Annotated in this window: 16 protein-coding genes; 6 read left to right on the top strand and 10 right to left on the bottom strand. The window is 39.7% G+C overall.

What is annotated here, in order from left to right; translation table 11 throughout:
* Positions 1–133: 133 nt before the first annotated feature.
* Both ssb and C7Y70_RS12010 read right to left on the bottom strand, forming a co-directional pair.
* Entirely contained in the window at positions 134–865 is a 732-nt protein-coding gene (gene ssb / locus C7Y70_RS12015) for a single-stranded DNA-binding protein (protein WP_135475083.1), read from the bottom strand.
* 20 nt (positions 866–885) lie between these two features.
* Positions 886–2,253 (bottom strand): MFS transporter, encoded by a 1,368-nt coding sequence (locus C7Y70_RS12010; RefSeq protein ID WP_135475082.1) that lies wholly within the window; start codon positions 2,251–2,253, stop codon positions 886–888.
* A 164-nt stretch (positions 2,254–2,417) separates the two neighbouring features.
* Here C7Y70_RS12010 and uvrA point away from each other — a divergent pair, with 164 nt between their 5' ends.
* Positions 2,418–5,240: an excinuclease ABC subunit UvrA gene (gene uvrA / locus C7Y70_RS12005; RefSeq protein ID WP_135475081.1), complete on the top strand. Its 2,823-nt coding sequence runs from the start codon at positions 2,418–2,420 to the stop codon at positions 5,238–5,240.
* A gap of 37 nt (positions 5,241–5,277) precedes the next feature.
* Entirely contained in the window at positions 5,278–6,324 is a 1,047-nt protein-coding gene (locus C7Y70_RS12000) for a hypothetical protein (RefSeq protein WP_135475080.1), read from the top strand.
* A 79-nt stretch (positions 6,325–6,403) separates the two neighbouring features.
* On the opposite strand, the gene C7Y70_RS11995 is transcribed toward C7Y70_RS12000, so the two are convergent.
* Positions 6,404–8,548, bottom strand: a complete 2,145-nt coding sequence (locus C7Y70_RS11995) for a winged helix family transcriptional regulator (RefSeq protein WP_135475079.1) — start codon at positions 8,546–8,548, stop codon at positions 6,404–6,406.
* Positions 8,549–8,841: 293 nt separating this feature from the next.
* Between C7Y70_RS11995 and C7Y70_RS11990 the strand changes: the two genes are divergently transcribed.
* Entirely contained in the window at positions 8,842–9,195 is a 354-nt protein-coding gene (locus C7Y70_RS11990; RefSeq protein ID WP_245321497.1) for a hypothetical protein, read from the top strand.
* A 36-nt stretch (positions 9,196–9,231) separates the two neighbouring features.
* Positions 9,232–10,152, top strand: coding sequence for a TraB/GumN family protein (locus tag C7Y70_RS11985; protein WP_135475077.1), 921 nt, complete (start codon positions 9,232–9,234; stop codon positions 10,150–10,152).
* Positions 10,153–10,266: 114 nt separating this feature from the next.
* Here the strand turns inward: C7Y70_RS11985 and trpS are convergent, their stop codons facing one another.
* From trpS to rpe, 3 genes are all read right to left on the bottom strand, one after another.
* Positions 10,267–11,271 carry a tryptophan--tRNA ligase gene (gene trpS, locus C7Y70_RS11980; RefSeq protein ID WP_099295353.1) on the bottom strand — a complete coding sequence of 335 codons (1,005 nt, stop codon included), beginning with the start codon at positions 11,269–11,271 and terminating at the stop codon, positions 10,267–10,269.
* A 64-nt stretch (positions 11,272–11,335) separates the two neighbouring features.
* Entirely contained in the window at positions 11,336–12,001 is a 666-nt protein-coding gene (locus C7Y70_RS11975) for a phosphoglycolate phosphatase (RefSeq protein ID WP_099295354.1), read from the bottom strand.
* Positions 12,001–12,684: a ribulose-phosphate 3-epimerase gene (rpe, locus tag C7Y70_RS11970; protein WP_135475076.1), complete on the bottom strand. Its 684-nt coding sequence runs from the start codon at positions 12,682–12,684 to the stop codon at positions 12,001–12,003. The genes C7Y70_RS11975 and rpe overlap by 1 nt, the downstream gene beginning before the upstream one ends.
* A 301-nt stretch (positions 12,685–12,985) precedes the next feature.
* Between rpe and C7Y70_RS11965 the strand changes: the two genes are divergently transcribed.
* Both C7Y70_RS11965 and C7Y70_RS11960 read left to right on the top strand, forming a co-directional pair.
* On the top strand, positions 12,986–13,276 hold the full coding sequence (locus C7Y70_RS11965; protein WP_135475075.1) for a hypothetical protein: 291 nt from the start codon (positions 12,986–12,988) through the stop codon (positions 13,274–13,276).
* A gap of 11 nt (positions 13,277–13,287) precedes the next feature.
* Complete coding sequence (locus C7Y70_RS11960) at positions 13,288–13,473, top strand: DUF2970 domain-containing protein (RefSeq protein WP_135475074.1); 186 nt, start codon at positions 13,288–13,290, stop codon at positions 13,471–13,473.
* Here C7Y70_RS11960 and C7Y70_RS11955 read toward each other — a convergent pair.
* Genes C7Y70_RS11955 through aroK form a run of 4 tightly spaced genes read right to left on the bottom strand, consistent with a single transcriptional unit; the run spans position 13,436 to position 17,314 of the window.
* Positions 13,436–14,287 carry a Dam family site-specific DNA-(adenine-N6)-methyltransferase gene (locus C7Y70_RS11955; RefSeq protein WP_135475073.1) on the bottom strand — a complete coding sequence of 284 codons (852 nt, stop codon included), beginning with the start codon at positions 14,285–14,287 and terminating at the stop codon, positions 13,436–13,438. The genes C7Y70_RS11960 and C7Y70_RS11955 overlap by 38 nt on opposite strands.
* A 54-nt stretch (positions 14,288–14,341) precedes the next feature.
* A complete protein-coding gene (locus C7Y70_RS11950) occupies positions 14,342–15,700 on the bottom strand; it encodes an AAA family ATPase (protein WP_135475072.1) in 1,359 nt (452 codons plus the stop codon).
* A complete protein-coding gene (aroB, locus tag C7Y70_RS11945) occupies positions 15,700–16,770 on the bottom strand; it encodes a 3-dehydroquinate synthase (protein ID WP_135475071.1) in 1,071 nt (356 codons plus the stop codon). The genes C7Y70_RS11950 and aroB overlap by 1 nt, the downstream gene beginning before the upstream one ends.
* A 25-nt stretch (positions 16,771–16,795) precedes the next feature.
* Positions 16,796–17,314, bottom strand: a complete 519-nt coding sequence (gene aroK, locus C7Y70_RS11940) for a shikimate kinase AroK (protein ID WP_054204874.1) — start codon at positions 17,312–17,314, stop codon at positions 16,796–16,798.
* Between the last annotated feature and the right edge of the window lie 83 nt (positions 17,315–17,397).

Here is a 17,397-nt window from a genome sequence, read left to right as displayed (position 1 = left end):
ATTGTAACTGCGCTACTCCTACGTACTGATAAGTTAGCTTCAACTCTTACTAGATCAAACCATTTTTATAGCTATAAAGACAAAAAAACCCTGTAATAACAGGGCTTTTCTATATTTTTACTTTTGTCTTTGGTTAAAACGGAATATCGTCATCAAAGTCAATCGGTGGTTCCATTGGGTTTGATGCGCCGCCTTGTGGTGCGTTTTGCGGCTTAGGTGCAAAACCACCTTGCTGCGGTGCATTGGCATTGCTGCTTTGTTGCTGGTTATAACCACCACCTGATTGATATTGGTTATTCTGCTGCGGTGCAGCTGCTGGTTGCTGGCGCGCTGCTGGTGCTTGTTGCTGTGGCGCACTTTGTTGCTGCCCGTAACCACCACCTTGTTGTGGTGCACTTTGTTGCTGACCATAACCGCCACCTTGTTGAGGTGCGCTTTGCTGCTGGTTGTAACCACCTTGTGATTGACCACCTTGAGACTGGCCACCTTGGTAACCACCACCTTGCTGATCACCACCACGTGCACCTAACATTTGCATTTGACCAGTAAAGCCATCTACAACGATCTCTGTGGTGTATTTTTCTTGACCTTGTTGATCGGTCCACTTACGTGTTTGAAGTTTACCTTCAACGTAAATTTGTGAACCTTTGCGGCAATATTCACCCACGATTTCAGCTAATTTGCCAAAAAACACCACGCGATGCCATTCAGTTTTATCGACCATTTGGCCGGTGTTTTTATCTTTGTAGCTATCTGAAGTAGCTAAAGTAATGTTTGCTACGCCATTACCATTAGGCATATAACGTACTTCTGGATCTTGGCCTAAATTACCAACCAAGATTACTTTATTAACACCGCGTGCCATGGACCTTTCTCCTATTTACGTTAGCTCAAACCAGCCACTTTACGGGCTTGGTCTAGGTCAAATTCTTTATCATTAATCTTTAAGTAGCTGCGATTTTCTTCGCATACAACCGTTGCTTCAATTACCCCTGGTAAAGCAACCAATTTAGAGGCAAGCGCTTGTGCTTGCTGCTCTGAACTTAATTCTGTCATTAAGCTAATCATTTTACTTCTAGGCGGGACTTGCATTTGCCAAGCAAGGATAAGCCATATTAACCCAACAAGTGCGGCTGCGGCAAACACTGCTTGCGGGCTTGCTGATTGCGCTACGTAACCCCCTAAAATACCACCTAAAAATGCACCAAAAAATTGCCCTGAGGAAAACACGCCCATGGCAGAACCTTTTTGATTGGCTGGGGCTAATCGCGAAACAAGCGCTGGCATTGTCGCTTCTAAAAAATTAAAAGCGATGAAGTAAGCAAGCATACATAGTGCCATACCAATAACTGAATCAACACCCGCAGCTAAAGCTACCATGCTCAATACCAATACAATGATAGATCCTAAAAATGCCTGTTTTTCTTTTTCTTTACGAATAGCAATAATCATTACAGGCGCCATTAGCAAAAATGCTAAAATCAACACTGGAATATAGACTTGCCAATGTGCTTCAGCCGCCAAACCTTTTACAATTAATTGCCCAGGTAGCGCAACAAAAATAGCTGTTAACGTTAAGTGCAGGAGCATCACGCCAAAGTCTAAACGAGCAAGCTGTGAATGCTTAACCAGTTTTTTTATGTCAGAAAAACTGGCTAACGTATCTCCTTTGGGTGCTTTACTTACGGCTTTAGGAACAAGAAAAAGCACAATAAATATGCCTAATACCGCTAATATTGCCGTTAGCCAAAATACGCCTGCAATTCCCCAAGAAGCCGCCACCATTGGGCCTAACAACATAGCAAACGCAAAGCTCATACCTATGCTCATGCCAATTACAGCCATTACTTTTGGCCGTTGTTCATCTCGGCTTAAATCAGATGCAAATGCTAATAAAGAACTGGCAATAGCCCCCATACCTTGTAAGGCACGTCCAAGAGTAACCATTTGCATTGAATCAGCCGTTGCTGCGATCACAGAGCCCAAGGCAAACACACTCAAACCACCCACGATCACTTTTTTACGGCCTATTTTGTCTGATAACCAGCCCATAGGTATTTGTAATACAGCTTGCGTTAGTCCGTATGCACCAATAGCTATACCTATCCATAGTGGTGAAAAATCTGAAAGCTGCTGGCCATAAATAGCCAATACTGGCATAAGCATAAAAAGGCCAAGCATACGAAAAGCAAACACGCTCGCTAGGGAAACTGCGGCACGTTTTTCTCGTGAATTGAGTGAAGAAGCTGTCATGATTCGCGTGTTCTTGCTGTCTATTAGAATTCGAGGGGGGATTCTATCACAAGCTTAAGAATAAATAATCGCCTCAAAGCGATGATTTTTCATTGATCAAGGATTAATCTTCCCGCGTATTATGAGATACTCAACAAATAAATTTGGTAATGAAACGAGATAGCATGGAAAACATTGAAGTCCGAGGCGCCCGCACGCACAATTTAAAAGACATCAGCCTAACCATTCCCCGTGATAAGTTAATTGTTATCACTGGTCTATCCGGTTCTGGTAAATCGTCTTTAGCATTTGATACGTTATATGCAGAAGGGCAACGTCGGTATGTAGAATCTTTATCTGCTTACGCTAGACAATTTTTATCATTAATGGAAAAGCCTGATGTTGATCACATTGAAGGCCTTTCTCCTGCAATCTCGATTGAGCAAAAATCAACATCACATAATCCACGCTCAACAGTAGGTACTATTACCGAAATCTACGATTACCTTCGTTTAATGTTTGCCCGTGTAGGTGAGCCACGCTGCCCAACTCATGATTTACCGCTTGCTGCACAAACAGTGAGTCAAATGGTAGATACTGTTTTAGCCTTTGAAGAAGGCAGCAAACTCATGTTGCTAGCGCCTGTAGTTAAAGAGCGCAAAGGCGAACATGTTAAATTATTAGAACAATTAGCTAGCCAGGGTTACATTCGCGCACGTATCGATGGTGAAGTGTGTGATTTATCCGATCCTCCTACTCTAGAACTACACAAAAAACACACCATTGAAGTCGTTGTTGACCGTTTTAAAGTGAAAGATGGCTTACAACAACGCTTAGCAGAATCATTCGAAACTGCATTAGAGCTTTCATCAGGTGTTGCGATCATCGCTTCAATGGATGACGCAAATAGCGAAGAATTGTTGCTCTCTGCAAATTTTGCATGCCCAACGTGTGGTTATGCCATGACCGAACTTGAACCTCGATTATTCTCGTTTAATAACCCAGCAGGTGCATGTCAGAGTTGTGATGGTTTAGGGGTAAGACAGTATTTTGACCCAAATCGAGTAATTCAAAACCCTGAATTAAGTTTATCCGGTGGTGCTATTAAAGGCTGGGACAAACGCAGTTTCTACTATTTCCAAATGCTACAAGCGGTTGCTGAGCATTATAAGTTTGATTTAGAAGTGCCTTTTCAAAATATCAATAAAGAACATCAAAAAGTTATTTTAGAAGGCTCTGGCAGCACCAAAATTGCGTTTAATTACCGCAATGACCGAGGGGATTTAATAACACGTAATCATGAATTTGAAGGCGTGTTAAATAATATGAACCGCCGCTACCGCGAAACAGAATCAAATTCGGTGCGCGAAGAACTAGCAAAATATCAAACTAGCCAAGCGTGTCCAAGCTGTAAAGGTTCAAGGCTGCGTCAAGAAGCGCGCAGCGTTTTTATAGGGCAAACCAATTTACCTGATATCACCACGATGAGTATCGGTGAAGCCATGGATTTTTTCCAAAACCTTTCTTTAACAGGTCAGCGTGGTCAAATAGCAGAGAAAATCTTAAAAGAGATCCGTGATCGTTTATCTTTTTTAATTAATGTTGGATTAAACTACCTGTCGCTCGAGCGCAGCGCAGATACACTCTCCGGTGGTGAAGCACAGCGTATTCGCCTTGCTAGTCAAATTGGCGCTGGTTTAGTGGGCGTTATGTATGTACTCGATGAGCCATCTATTGGCTTACACCAACGGGATAATGATCGCCTTTTACAAACACTTATTCATTTACGCGATTTAGGTAATACAGTGATTGTAGTAGAACACGATGAAGATGCGATCCGTGCAGCCGATCATATCATCGATATTGGCCCTGGTGCCGGTGTGCATGGTGGTTACGTTATTGCTGAAGGAACCCGCGATGATATTTTAGCCAGTGAGAAATCGGTTACTGGCCAATTCTTATCGGGTAAACGCAAAATCGAAGTTCCTGCTCAACGTCATCCAACCAACGATAAATGGCTTGAGCTATTTGGCGCCACGGGTAACAACCTTAAAAATGTTGATTTACACATTCCGTTTGGCTTAATGACGTGTATCACTGGTGTTTCTGGTTCTGGTAAATCAACCCTCATCAACGACACATTATTTAAGCTCGCACATACCGAGTTAAATGGTGCAACAACGGCAGAAGCCGCGCCTTATAAAGAAATAAAAGGACTTGAGCACTTCGATAAAGTAATCGATATTGATCAGAGCCCAATCGGTCGTACACCCCGCTCTAACCCTGCAACCTATACCGGTATATTTACGGGTATTCGTGAATTGTTTGCAGGCACACAAGAATCGCGTTCGCGTGGTTACAAAGTGGGTCGTTTCAGCTTTAACGTGAAAGGTGGTCGCTGTGAGGCCTGCCAAGGCGATGGCGTTATCAAAGTAGAAATGCACTTTTTACCAGATGTGTATGTACCGTGTGATGTATGTAAAGGCCAACGCTACAACCGTGAAACCTTAGAAGTACAATATAAAGGTAAAAACATTCACCAAGTACTTGAGATGACCGTTGAAGATGCGCACGACTACTTTGACAAAATACCGGCCATTGCGCGTAAACTAAAAACATTAATGGATGTTGGGCTGTCTTATATTCGTTTAGGTCAAGCCGCTACAACGCTCTCTGGTGGTGAAGCACAGCGCGTTAAACTTGCCCGTGAGCTTTCTAAACGTGATACCGGTAAAACCTTATACATTCTTGATGAGCCAACGACCGGCTTGCACTTTGCTGATATAGAACAGTTATTAGTTGTACTGCATCGCTTGCGTGATCATGGCAATACCATAGTAGTGATTGAGCATAATCTTGATGTGATTAAGACCGCTGACTGGATTGTCGATTTAGGCCCTGAAGGCGGCGCGGGTGGTGGTGAGATTCTCATTGCCGGCACACCGGAAGAAGTCGCTGAGTGTGAGCGTTCACATACTGGGTATTATTTAAAACAGCTACTAAATTAAATGGGGGGTGCCCCCACCACTATGATAAGGAAAGTCGGTGTTAAGGTATTACAAAATTGCTAAATGGCGTACTAATAAAAGGTTAAATAAGCTTTTAGCGCAAGTGCAGACACACAATGTGTCTATAAATAAACACATAAAATCAGTATGGTTTAAGCTTAATACCGCACAAAAACTTTATTTAACTGCACTTATAGCCTTAATTTTATTTCAATCTGGGTCTCTATGTGCGCTGTTAACAATGACCGCCTTAGTCATTGAGTTTTGGCCAAAGTTTAATAAGCTTTGGCACTCTTTGGCTGGTAAAGCTTTAATTCTTATTTTTTATGCGACGATCGCTAACTTCGTACTGGCTAGCGCGAGTGGTATTGTAAATGAAGTGACATTAGTTTCCGCTACAGATTTTAATTATACTCACAACTTTGCCACTTTACTTTATTTACCTCCTTCGGCGCTATTAATTACGATAATAACCTTACTACTATTACAATTACTTTTACCTTTTTATATCATTGCATTGCTATTAATCAAACCATTTGGTTCTAAGCAAGTTAAGTTCATCAGTCAAAGCTATTCCCCATTGCTAACCGCAGTAGTTCGATTTTGTTTAACAATCCTCGTATTTATCAATTTAGCTGCTTTAGCTGAAGGTATCAGTACTGATGCACTCATAGAGAAGATTCATAACCTTGGTTCTGACCGTTCCACTGAAACAGCTTCGACATTAACTAAAAACCAAAAACTTCTCCCCAAAACAAACTCAGGAATCAATGCTAAATTCATCGCTCAATTAGACAGAGAAGAGAGTGACTCAAAACCAACAAAAGAAGCAAATACATCAATTGAAGCTAAGGGTTATTTTAAATTGAGCAAATGGCTAATCGCTGAGTTTGCCTTCAACTTTGAAGGTAATACTCATTCCAGGTGTAAAAAAGCCGAAGGTAGTAAAGTGGTAGAGCTCAATGACTATGAGATTGTTGAAATAACACCTGACAATACGATGCCTTACAGCTACAAATTTATAGTTAAGGCCTGTGAATCACCCGCATTTAAACCTATGTTGAATAAGCGCAACGCAAATTGAGCTAATCAATAGCTTTAATAAATGCAGCTCTCTTTGCAACGTATTTTACAAAATAGCGCGCTAAATCAGTTGGGATAGCCTACTCATCCCAACTGATTTGCATAATTTGCATATCCTTGTATTTAGCACCCGTAAATAAAATTTCGTTCTTTTCATTCACTTCAAAAGCAATATGTCGAAAATCCACATGTGTATTTTGCACAGTTTTATCATGTAAATTTAGTCTAGCGATTCGAGAAATAGAGTCAGAATAATAGAAATAATCTTTACTAATTCCATACACATTCGCTTTTCGAGCATTTGTGGGTAACTCCCAGCTTTGCTTATCTGCCAGGCGAATTAACTGATTGTGGCTGACCGCATAAGCGCTGCCTTCACTGTTTGAAATAAGTTTATTAGCCTTCACATCCTGAATTACACGAGTGTCACGAGTTAGTAAATTAAGCTCAGCGAGAGTATTTTTTGAGTCAATCTGCTCAACATAAAGAATGCTTTCATTATTTTTTGACCAAATATAACTGACTATTTTACGCCCGTTAAATTCATCTAACGGATAGAGTTTTTGCGTATTTACGTCAAAAAAAGCGTAGCGTTTATTTATTACTAATAATATACGCTGTTTATTAGGGGATACTTTTAATCCTCCTAATTTATAGTCAGTTGATGGGCCATCATATTTAAATAAACTCAGTTGTTTGGTCAGTCCATTTTGAGCAATCCATAATTGGCTACTACCAGAGCGCTCAGATACAAACACATGGGCTGGCCCCGCTGTATTGATGACCTCAACAATGTAGTAGTCATCTTCATCACTTTTATAAAGTGGCTCATATTCAGGGTTATCGCTAAAAAGATTGGTCGCTTTAATTAATGAGTATGCTTGTGTTTTATTGGCTGAATAAAACAGACTATTAGCAGATTGAACCGCAATGTAATAAGGTGAAATTGCAGGAGTAATCGTTAATGTCCGTTTAACAATATTATTTTTATCAAACACTATGCTTGAAAGATCAGAATCTTCAAACACGATTACACCTTGGTCGTTTGACAGCCAGTCAAAAGCAAAACTAACGGCTCTTTTCTTCGCTTTAAATAATCGTTTAGTCTCACGTGTAGTGAAGTCGTAACTAAATACAGAAAAAGGCTGACCTTTTTGACTTAATATATACGCTATTTTATTACCAGAATGAGACAAACGAGGCATCATTACACCATACATTACACCTGGTGGCGGAATAACAATGGACTCCTTCTGTAACTCTAAATCAAATTTATATAAACCTGAGCCATCTTGTTCATTTTTATACTCAGTATAATAAATATGCTCGCGCCTTTGGTCTACTTGCGCATATCCTGTGTACCTTAAGTCACATTTTTTTATACGTTGAACGTCTCCAATAATGGGAAACTGGCTTAAATCAACTAGTACCATTTCGCACTGTTGCTGTTTTAAGTTTGTCGCTTGTAATAGCACTGCATGCTGGTTTAACTGCCATGATAAAACAGATACTTGAAACCCTGGGTACGTAAGCTCAACTTCTCGTTGATCTGAAAGACGCTTAACGAATGCACGATTAAAATCCCCTTCCGCCTCAACATTGGTATAAGCTAAATATTGTTTATCTGAGGATATCTCAGGGTGAACTTCACTGCCTATATTCCAGGTACTTGCGACCTTATTAACCGTGATCTGTTTAATATTTCCTGCAGAAGGAGTGTTAATAAAAAACAACCCAAACCACACTAACAAGCAAAGGCATACGATAACTAATATTGAATAAACCCAGAACTTTTTAATAGTCTTATTTTTAACCGGTTTTGAAATAATTGTATTAGCAAAATTTTCATTTACGGTATTCATAATCGTTGTATCAGGAAGCGAACTTGCTAGTTGCTCTATCTCACTAGTTTGCGCTAAGTTCTTTGGCATTACCGTTAAACTATAACCTTTTCGGTAATGTGTTTTTAAAAGAGGTGCTTTTTCAGTTGGGTGGGCAAGCTGCTTTCTTAACTCTGAAATGGCTCGGTTAATCGCATTATCATCAACAAAGCTTTGCTGCCACACACTCTCAACTAGCGTTTGACGGGAAACGATTTGCTGAGGCTTACCTATAAAATGCAGTAATAACTTAACTAAAAGTGGATCTAATTCCCTTTCTAAGTCATTTGAAGTAATCACACAGCGATTACTAATAAATTGCCAAGGTCCGATTTGATAATTCATAGTCTTTACGTATTTTTATTTTTGTAAACCGTACCACATCTACAGATTATTTTGTATAAAAAGCATTTTAAACCTTATATTGGCAATATAAGGTTTAAAGATAACCCATTAAATTTAAACAAATTACTAATCACAAAACCTTATCTATTAATTGCTCATAACTAGATAAGCGACTCTTAATAAATTCAGCGATATTCTTTAAACCGTCATCAACGAGCAGCTTAGTAACAATCATTTGTGATTCTAAATTAGCTGCAATTAAAAATATAAAAGGTTTAATTATGAAAAGCACAATGAAAAAAGCACTACCAGTTCTACTACTAGCAACTGCTTTTACGACGACTTCAGTTATCGCAGCTGATACAAAAAACAACACTGCAGAAGTGAACTTTGAGCAGTGCATGGTTGGTGAGCATATAGAAACGACAAAACCAATTATTAAAAAGCTAAATAAAACTAATAAAGCAGATACGGCTGATTTGTTAAAAAGTAATGCTGATACGCAAACATTACTTTCCTCAATAGATAGAAAAATATCAGCTGAGCTTGACTCTTCTTTGAACAAAATAAACTCGCAGATAGATAAAAAACTTTCAAAAGTAACATCGTCAATTACTGCTTATTTCAGCAATGTTTTATCTAACTAAAAACAATAAATTTTAAAATTAGATTAAGGAATCATCATGAAAAATTTTACAAAAAAATTAGTATCTGCCAGCGTTTTACTTAGTTGTAGCTTGGTAGCAAATACAGCTCATGCTCAAAGTTCTGTATGGCAAGTAAGTAAAGGGAATGACTCATTATTCATTGGTGGGACTGTACATATTTTACCTAAAGCAGAAATGCCACTTCCTGCTGAGTTTAATCATGCTTATGAAAAAGCAGATACGATCATTTTAGAAGCGCCATTACCAGACCCGGCAGATGCTAATGCACAAATGCAAATGCTAGGCGCACTATCATATACAAATAACGAAACATTAAGCCAGAAACTAAAACCCCAAGTTAAAGTCTCACTTGAAAATAAGCTTAACGAATTTGGCGCTAACCTCGCCAAGTTAGATGGTTTTCGCCCTGCGATGGTGAGTATCGTTTTGATGTCGATGGAACTACAAAAACAAAACTTAATGGGAGAAGGAGTTGATGCTTACTTTACAAAAAAAGCCACAGAGGATAATAAAACAAAAAATTACTTAGAGACTATGGAATTTCAGTTAGAGTTGTTTAAAACAATGGGTCAAGGCAACGAGAATGACTTTATTAAACGTCACTTATCAGAACTTCATAACTATGGTGATATGTTTGAGGAGCTTTTAACAGCATGGCGACAAGGTGATACCGATATGCTAAACAAAGTGGCGCTTGAAGATATGCAGCAAAATGATCCTAATAGCTACAAACAGCTTATTGCTGATAGAAACAATGACTGGTTACCAAAAGTAGAAGCCATGTTCAACAACGATAAGAGTGAACTTGTACTTGTTGGAGTCGCACACCTTGCAGGTAAAGATAGCTTATTGACACTGCTTGAGAGCAAAGGTTACCGCGTTTCTTTAGTTAATGTTGATAACGCAATCGATACAACTGTAAAAGGGGCTGAGTGATGGATAAAACCGACAAGCTTGCTGTATCGTTACTGCTTATGTTCGGTTCAATGATGCTAATATGTGCTCTATAAAAAATGCCGCTAAAAAGCGGCATTTTTTATTTACACAAATTTATCCGCGCGGAATAAATCCAAGTGCATCGTAAACAGATTTAAGCGTCTTCTCAGCACGAACACTGGCTTTTTCTGCGCCGGTTTTCATGATGTTGTTAAGCAAAGTTTGATCTTCGCGAATCTCTTTAAAGCGCGCTTGAATTGGCTCAATCATACTTACAACCGCATCTGCCGTATCTTTTTTCAGATGACCATACATTTTATCTTCGTACTCTGGCACCAGCTCTTCAACTGAACGCTTAGTAGCAACTGACATTAGCGTTAATAAATTTGATACACCTGGTTTTTCAGTACGATCAAAATAGATACGCGCTTGCTCATCTGAATCTGTTACTGCTTTCTTCAGCTTTTTCTCAATCTTTTTTGGTTCATCGAGTAACATGATATAACCATTTGGATTGTCATCAGACTTAGACATTTTCTTCAGCGGATCTTGCAAGCTCATCACGCGTGCCCCCAGCTCTGGGATATACGGTTGAGGTACTTTAAATACATCGCCATATAAATTATTAAAACGATTAGCGATGTCTCTAGTTAGCTCAAGATGCTGTTTTTGATCTTCACCAACGGGTACTTGATCTGCTTGATACAATAAAATATCAGCCGCTTGTAATACTGGATACGAAAATAGACCCACGTTTACATTATTGGCATGCTTAGAAGACTTGTCTTTAAATTGTGTCATGCGGTTTAACTCACCCATTTGGGCGTAGCAATTTAAAACCCATGCTAGTTGAGCGTGCTCAGGTACTTGAGATTGAACAAATAAAGCTGCTTTTTCTGGGTCGATACCGCAAGCAGCATACAAAGCTACGCCGTCTAATACTCGTGAACGTAATACTTCAGGTTCTTGGCGAATTGTAATAGCGTGTAAATCAACCAACATAAAGTAACTTTCGTGGTCTTCCTGTAGCTTAAGCCACTGGTTGATAGCGCCAACATAGTTGCCTATTGTCATACCACCGGTTGGCTGAATGCCACTTAACACTACTGGTTTACTCATGATGTTCCTTTATATTACTAAAATAAAAAATACTGGGTTAAAAACACGTAAATTAAAAACGAACTTACCGCTGGGTAAGAACAGGTATTATATCTAAGAATGTATCACAGAGGTACTGTGGATTGTAATCACTCAGGTTTTCACCTTGGTTATAGCCATAACTCAGTGCAATTACATCAATGTTTGCAGCTTGCGCCGCTAAAATATCGCTTTTTGAATCACCAATCATTATAGCTTGGCTTACTGGCACATTTAATTGCTTACACGCAAACAAAAGCGGCTCCGCAGATGGCTTTTTAGCCATATCATCGCCACATACAATCACATCAAAGTGTTCAGATAAGGCGAGTTTATCAAGCAGTTTTTGAGTAAATCGACGCGCCTTATTAGTCACTAATGCCTTTGGCGTATTACGTAAAGCTGCAAGACCTGTTTCAACATGTTGATATAGTACACTGTACTCACCAACTTGCTGCGCATAATGCCCATAAAAAAGCTCGATAGCTTTGCTCACGAATTGTTCATCTAACAGCTCACTCACTTGCATATCACCACTTAAACCGCGTTTAACCAGCATTTCAATGCCATTACCAACCCAGCTTTCGACTAAACGCTGGCTAACAATGGGGTAAGCAAGCTCCGATAACGTCAAATTCATGGCTATGTATAAATCATATACGCTGTCGACTAAAGTGCCGTCTAAATCAAATAAAGCCGCCTCGTACTTCATTATTTAACACCTTGTAATTGCTCTCGCATTTGGTCAATCACAGTTTTATAGTCAGGCTGATTAAAAATGGCAGACCCTGCAACAAACATATCTGCGCCTGCTTGAGCAGCCGCCGCTATATTATCAATTTTTATACCGCCATCTACTTCTAGTCGAATTGAACGTCCAGAATCATCGATAATCTTACGAGCCTGACGCAGTTTCTCTAAAGTATGAGGAATAAAGCTCTGTCCACCAAAGCCTGGATTCACTGACATAAGTAAAATCACGTCGAGCTTATCAATAACGTGCTCTAAGTAACTCAAGCTTGTAGCTGGGTTGAATACCAGCCCTGCTTGGCAACCATGATCTTTGATCAATTGTAAGGTACGATCTATGTGCTCACTGGCCTCTGGGTGAAAAGTAATAATTGATGCGCCAGCCTCTGCAAACTGAGGAATTAAACTATCAACTGGCTTGACCATTAAATGCACGTCAATCGGCGCTGTTACGCCGTAATCTCTTAGCGCTTTACACACCATGGGCCCAATTGTTAGGTTTGGCACATAATGATTATCCATCACATCAAAGTGGACTATATCTGCGCCCGCATTAATAACGTTATCAACATCGTCACCTAAACGTGCAAAGTCAGCAGATAAAATAGAAGGTGCAATAAGGTATTTTTGCATTGTTTCTAACATTGGTAATCCTTAATGTGTTTCAGAATGCGCATAAGTGGCGGTTAATGTAACAAATAACCCTAGTACGGCAAAATAATATCCCATTAATACTTAACTATTTATCTAGGCTTAAGGAGAATAAAGCATTTACTCTATCCCCATTTGTGCAAAGGTCGCTTTATAAGCAACTTTTTATAAACAGGTTTTTTACTTTAACCTTATAATAATGCTAGTTTTTATTTTTATTAAGGGTAAATTAAGTTTGTTATTTAAACAATTATTATGTATGCTTGGGTTAGTAACACCATAATGGATTAGTAAAATGCAAGCTTTTAAAATCGGGATCTTAACTGCGACTGTTTTAACTATCAGTACCTTAAGCTTTTTATCTAACAGTGATGAAACCGTTATTGCAGCCAATGACTGTCAATGCAGCTCAGAGCACCTTGTAAAAAATGCAGTTCATTGTATGAATGCAGAACAAGAATCAAGTTGGGTATCTTGGATTACAGGTGATAGCCGCAGTGCACAGTTTCACTACTTGGATCTTCTAGAGCTGCTCACCCGCGCTGATGAACCACAAAAAGCTCGCTCACTTAGCCCGCGATTTTAGGCATTAAACACATGCTTCGGCTGTTAAGCGCACTACAGAGTGTAGTTGCTGCTTTTTTTGGTGTTCAGTCTGAAGGTAAACGCCAATCAGATTTCAAGCAACACTCAATTTCGTCGATTATTGTTATCGCTATTACACTTTTTTTGATTTTTATTGCAACTATCTACGCTGTTGTCGCTTGGGTTTTAAATACATAGCCATCAACTCATCTACTTTATTACGCGACCCACCCTTTGGACTGATAGTCCGTTTAACCTGAATCTTGTCCAGTGAAGCTTGACTGTATATTTTACGCGTCCACACTGTATCGTGGTTAGAAATAAGCACTGGCGTATTGTTTTCAAAAGCGGCTTGTTCTGCAAGGTTTGCTAAATTAGCTTGGTCATCTAAGTTAAATCCCCCTTTTGCATAGGAGGTAAATGAAGCTGTTTTACTTAAGGGTACGTACGGCGGATCGCAGTATATTACCGCATTATCTGGGACAAGTTTAAATACATCATCATAGCCTAAGCAGGTAAACGTTGCTTGCTGTGCTTTATTAGCAAAAAAGTGCATCTCTTTTTCAGGGAAATAGGGGCGCTTATACTTACCAAACGGCACATTAAAAATGCCCTTCAAATTATATCGACATAGACCATTATAACCATGCCGATTCATGTATAGAAACAATATCGCACGCTCATAAATATCATTACTTTGATTAAACTGTACGCGGTAATCGTAATAAGCATCGGGATGGTTATTTATATCTACAAACAGTTTTTTGGCATCACTGATAAATTCATCAGGTGAATTTTTAAGCTCATTGTAAAGGTTTATAAGATCAGCATTGATATCATTTAGAATATAATGTTTAAAATGCGTATTTAAAAATACTGAGCCAGCGCCCACAAACGGTTCAACTAAGGTGTCAGCATGCTTACTCGCAACATCTAAACGTGCGCTAATATCTTCAACTAAGCTGTATTTTCCGCCGGCCCATTTCAGGAAAGCTCTGGTCTTTGTTTGCATTGGCTCTTTACTTCAAACTGATATGGCCGCGATTTTACACTAATCAGTGTGCTTTTACTGATCTAGTAACGCGATTTCTTGTTTTATTTTACTGATTTTTTTATAAAATGGCTGATTGTTAAGCACCGCCTTAGGTAAGGTTGGTGTTACTTCCCGTGCTGCATTTAAGCTTTTGTAATTACCATAAGTAACGACCCACCATAACTTATTATTTCTGCGTGTTTGATATACTTTCGCAAAATCCCCCAACTGCTGCTCTGTAACAAATTGCTCAGCAATTGCTTGTTTAGTTACTGCCAACAATTGGATAACCACATTATTATCACTTTGCTCAATGAACCATGCATTATCAACAGGTAATGACTGTTCAGCCTCTGCTGTTACACTCTCTGTTGTCGCCTTTTGCTTGGGTTCATCATCTAACTGCTTTTGTACTGTGTCACCATCTTCGAGCGCTTTAGGCTCTGTAGCAAGACTACCGAGAATAGCGGCCACATTATTTTGATTCTCTTGCTTATTAGCCTGCTTGAGTGCTCGGGGCACCGCAAGCTCATCAGTGTTTTCTTGCACTATTTGCTGCTGAGGAGGAGTCTCGAGGGGCTCCTCGGTGACTGTTTGCTGTTTGAAGTCATCAATCGCTATGGCTGTTGGAACCGACTCAACAGTTTCTTGCTGATACACATCTTGCCACCATTTAGTCATGTCTGATTTATACAGAAAACCTATGATAAGTAACATAATAATCAGCATTAAAGTGATTAAGTGTAATCGCCATGACACTTTATCGGCGACTTTGACCTCAGCACTGTGCTCTTCTGGCTGCCATGCTAATAAAATACTTGGATTGCCATGAGACTCTTTTAAAAACGTCTGAAAAATAGGATCTTCATCTAAAGGTAAATCTTTAAAGTACCAACCCATTAATTGCTTGCTTTCAGCAATCGACAATGCTTCTAGGTGGATTTCAACGGCATTCCTAAACTGCCCGACAGATTGGGACGCGATCAAAATGTATAACGTAGTTGGGCTTTTTTCAGCTAATACCGCTAAATCTGCTGCCATTTCATCAGATATATGACGGCCACCATCTAGCACCCATAAACAAGGTCCGCAGTTTTGACTTTTTGCTAGCTGATAGAAATTATCACTCAACGATAAAGTGTGATCTATCAACGGGGAACGAAAGCTTTGTTCTAATAATTCACTCATAAACTGAGCGTCAGTCATACGTGCACTGACTTGTACAAACGCTTTATTAAAGTCGCTGTATTTATCAGTAATAAATGTTTCTAATAGGTAACTTTTGCCGAGCCCTGAAGGCCCAAGGAGTGTAATTAAGTTTTGTCCATACTCAAATTGCATGGCAATACGATCAACCAAGGCCGATCGGCTTGGTAAGATTTGTGACTGCATTAGCGCCCTATTAAATCACGAACCTGTTGATCTGAGACATTATCAACGAGTGCACATTGGCCAAACTCGGTGGGCAGAATAAAACGAATAGTCCCTTTTTTATTCTTTTTATCTTTGCGCATGTGATGCAAAAAATGCTCGCTAGTCATATCAGCAGGTATTTCACTTGGTAAATTATACGCTGTAATTAAAGACGTTACTCTTGCAACCTCTGTCACAGTCAAGTCACCACGAGTGTGCGCTAACTTAGCCGCTAATACCATGCCTGCTGCAACAGCTTCACCATGTAGCCATTTTCCATACCCCATTTGTGCTTCTATAGCATGGGCGAAGGTATGCCCTAAATTTAGTAACGCGCGTAACCCAACTTCTTTTTCATCTTGTGCAACAATCAATGCCTTGATTTCACAGCAGCGTGAAATAACATGTTGAAGTGTTTCTTCGTCAAGAGCCTGTAATTGGGGAATGTTATCTTCTAAGAAGCTAAATAGCTCTGTATCGTAGATAAGACCATACTTAATCACTTCAGCCATACCAGCAGCGAACTCTCGCTCAGGTAACGTATGAAGCGACTGCGTATCAATAAATACAGCTTGAGGCTGATAAAATGCCCCAATCATATTTTTTCCTAAAGGATGGTTAACAGCCGTTTTGCCACCAACTGACGAGTCAACTTGCGATAACAAAGTTGTTGGTACTTGGATAAAAGGAATACCCCGTTGATAACAAGCTGCAACAAAACCTGTTAGATCACCGACCACACCACCGCCAAGGGCAATTAAGCAGGTATCTCGACCACAATTATTTTCCAGCAAAAACGCTGATATTTTTTCAAACCACGCTAGTGATTTAAACTGTTCGCCGTCAGGGATGACAAAGTGAAGTGGATTTAAATCAGCTAATAACGCCATTGCATCATTTAAATACAAAGGTGCAATGGTGTCATTAGTGATGAAGATAGGACAACAATCACCTAAGTGATGACGTAACCTGTCTGTGTTATGAAGTGCAGATTTGCCAATATATATAGGATAACTACGCTCGTCTAAATTAACAGTTAATTCAAGCATCGCCAGTATCCTTTATTATTGGTTTTTAAAAATCTAATTTCTCAATGATTTGATTAGCAACAACCTTAGCGCTTTGCTCATCAGTGCGTACAGTAAAATCAGCAACTTCTTTATATAGCGGCTCGCGTTCTTCAGCTAGACGCTCTAATACGTCACGAGGTGCCTCTTCTGTTTGCAGTAATGGGCGACGCTTGTCGCGCTGCGTACGTGCAACTTGCTTTTCGATTGGTGTCTCTAGGTATACAACGATACCTCGAGCTGAAAGCTTGTTTCGAACTTCTTTGCTCATCACTGAACCACCACCGGTTGCAAGTACAATACCTTGCATTTCAGTTAGGTCGCCAATGACGCCTTCTTCACGAAGTCGAAAGCCTTCTTCACCCTCAAGATCAAACACCCATGCTATATCAGCACCAGTACGGCGTTCGATTTCTTGATCAGAATCGACAAATTCAAGATGTAATTGATCAGCAATGTGGCGACCAATTGTGCTTTTGCCAGCCCCCATAGGGCCAACTAGAAATATATTACGTTTTTCAGCCATATCTTTTAGTACAAACGAACTCTAAAATTTGAAATAAAACCCCGCCTAACGACCTGGCCCCAAAATTAAGGAGGGGATTATCT

It is taken from the genome of Pseudoalteromonas sp. KS88 (assembly GCF_004766475.1).
Taxonomy (GTDB): Bacteria; Pseudomonadota; Gammaproteobacteria; order Enterobacterales; family Alteromonadaceae; genus Pseudoalteromonas.
The sequence above is the reverse complement of the archived record's forward strand: the minus strand, read 5'-3'. Positions and strand labels throughout refer to the sequence as shown.

Coding starts and splice junctions, on each gene's coding strand:
- ssb (WP_135475083.1), bottom strand. CDS start 865: ATGGCACGCGGTGTTAATAAAGTAATCTTGGTTGGTAATTTAGGCCAA.
- C7Y70_RS12010 (WP_135475082.1), bottom strand. CDS start 2,253: ATGACAGCTTCTTCACTCAATTCACGAGAAAAACGTGCCGCAGTTTCC.
- uvrA (WP_135475081.1), top strand. CDS start 2,418: ATGGAAAACATTGAAGTCCGAGGCGCCCGCACGCACAATTTAAAAGAC.
- C7Y70_RS11995 (WP_135475079.1), bottom strand. CDS start 8,548: ATGAATTATCAAATCGGACCTTGGCAATTTATTAGTAATCGCTGTGTG.
- C7Y70_RS11990 (WP_245321497.1), top strand. CDS start 8,842: ATGAAAAAAGCACTACCAGTTCTACTACTAGCAACTGCTTTTACGACG.
- C7Y70_RS11985 (WP_135475077.1), top strand. CDS start 9,232: ATGAAAAATTTTACAAAAAAATTAGTATCTGCCAGCGTTTTACTTAGT.
- trpS (WP_099295353.1), bottom strand. CDS start 11,271: ATGAGTAAACCAGTAGTGTTAAGTGGCATTCAGCCAACCGGTGGTATG.
- C7Y70_RS11975 (WP_099295354.1), bottom strand. CDS start 12,001: ATGAAGTACGAGGCGGCTTTATTTGATTTAGACGGCACTTTAGTCGAC.
- rpe (WP_135475076.1), bottom strand. CDS start 12,684: ATGTTAGAAACAATGCAAAAATACCTTATTGCACCTTCTATTTTATCT.
- C7Y70_RS11965 (WP_135475075.1), top strand. CDS start 12,986: ATGCAAGCTTTTAAAATCGGGATCTTAACTGCGACTGTTTTAACTATC.
- C7Y70_RS11960 (WP_135475074.1), top strand. CDS start 13,288: ATGCTTCGGCTGTTAAGCGCACTACAGAGTGTAGTTGCTGCTTTTTTT.
- C7Y70_RS11955 (WP_135475073.1), bottom strand. CDS start 14,287: ATGCAAACAAAGACCAGAGCTTTCCTGAAATGGGCCGGCGGAAAATAC.
- C7Y70_RS11950 (WP_135475072.1), bottom strand. CDS start 15,700: ATGCAGTCACAAATCTTACCAAGCCGATCGGCCTTGGTTGATCGTATT.
- aroB (WP_135475071.1), bottom strand. CDS start 16,770: ATGCTTGAATTAACTGTTAATTTAGACGAGCGTAGTTATCCTATATAT.
- aroK (WP_054204874.1), bottom strand. CDS start 17,314: ATGGCTGAAAAACGTAATATATTTCTAGTTGGCCCTATGGGGGCTGGC.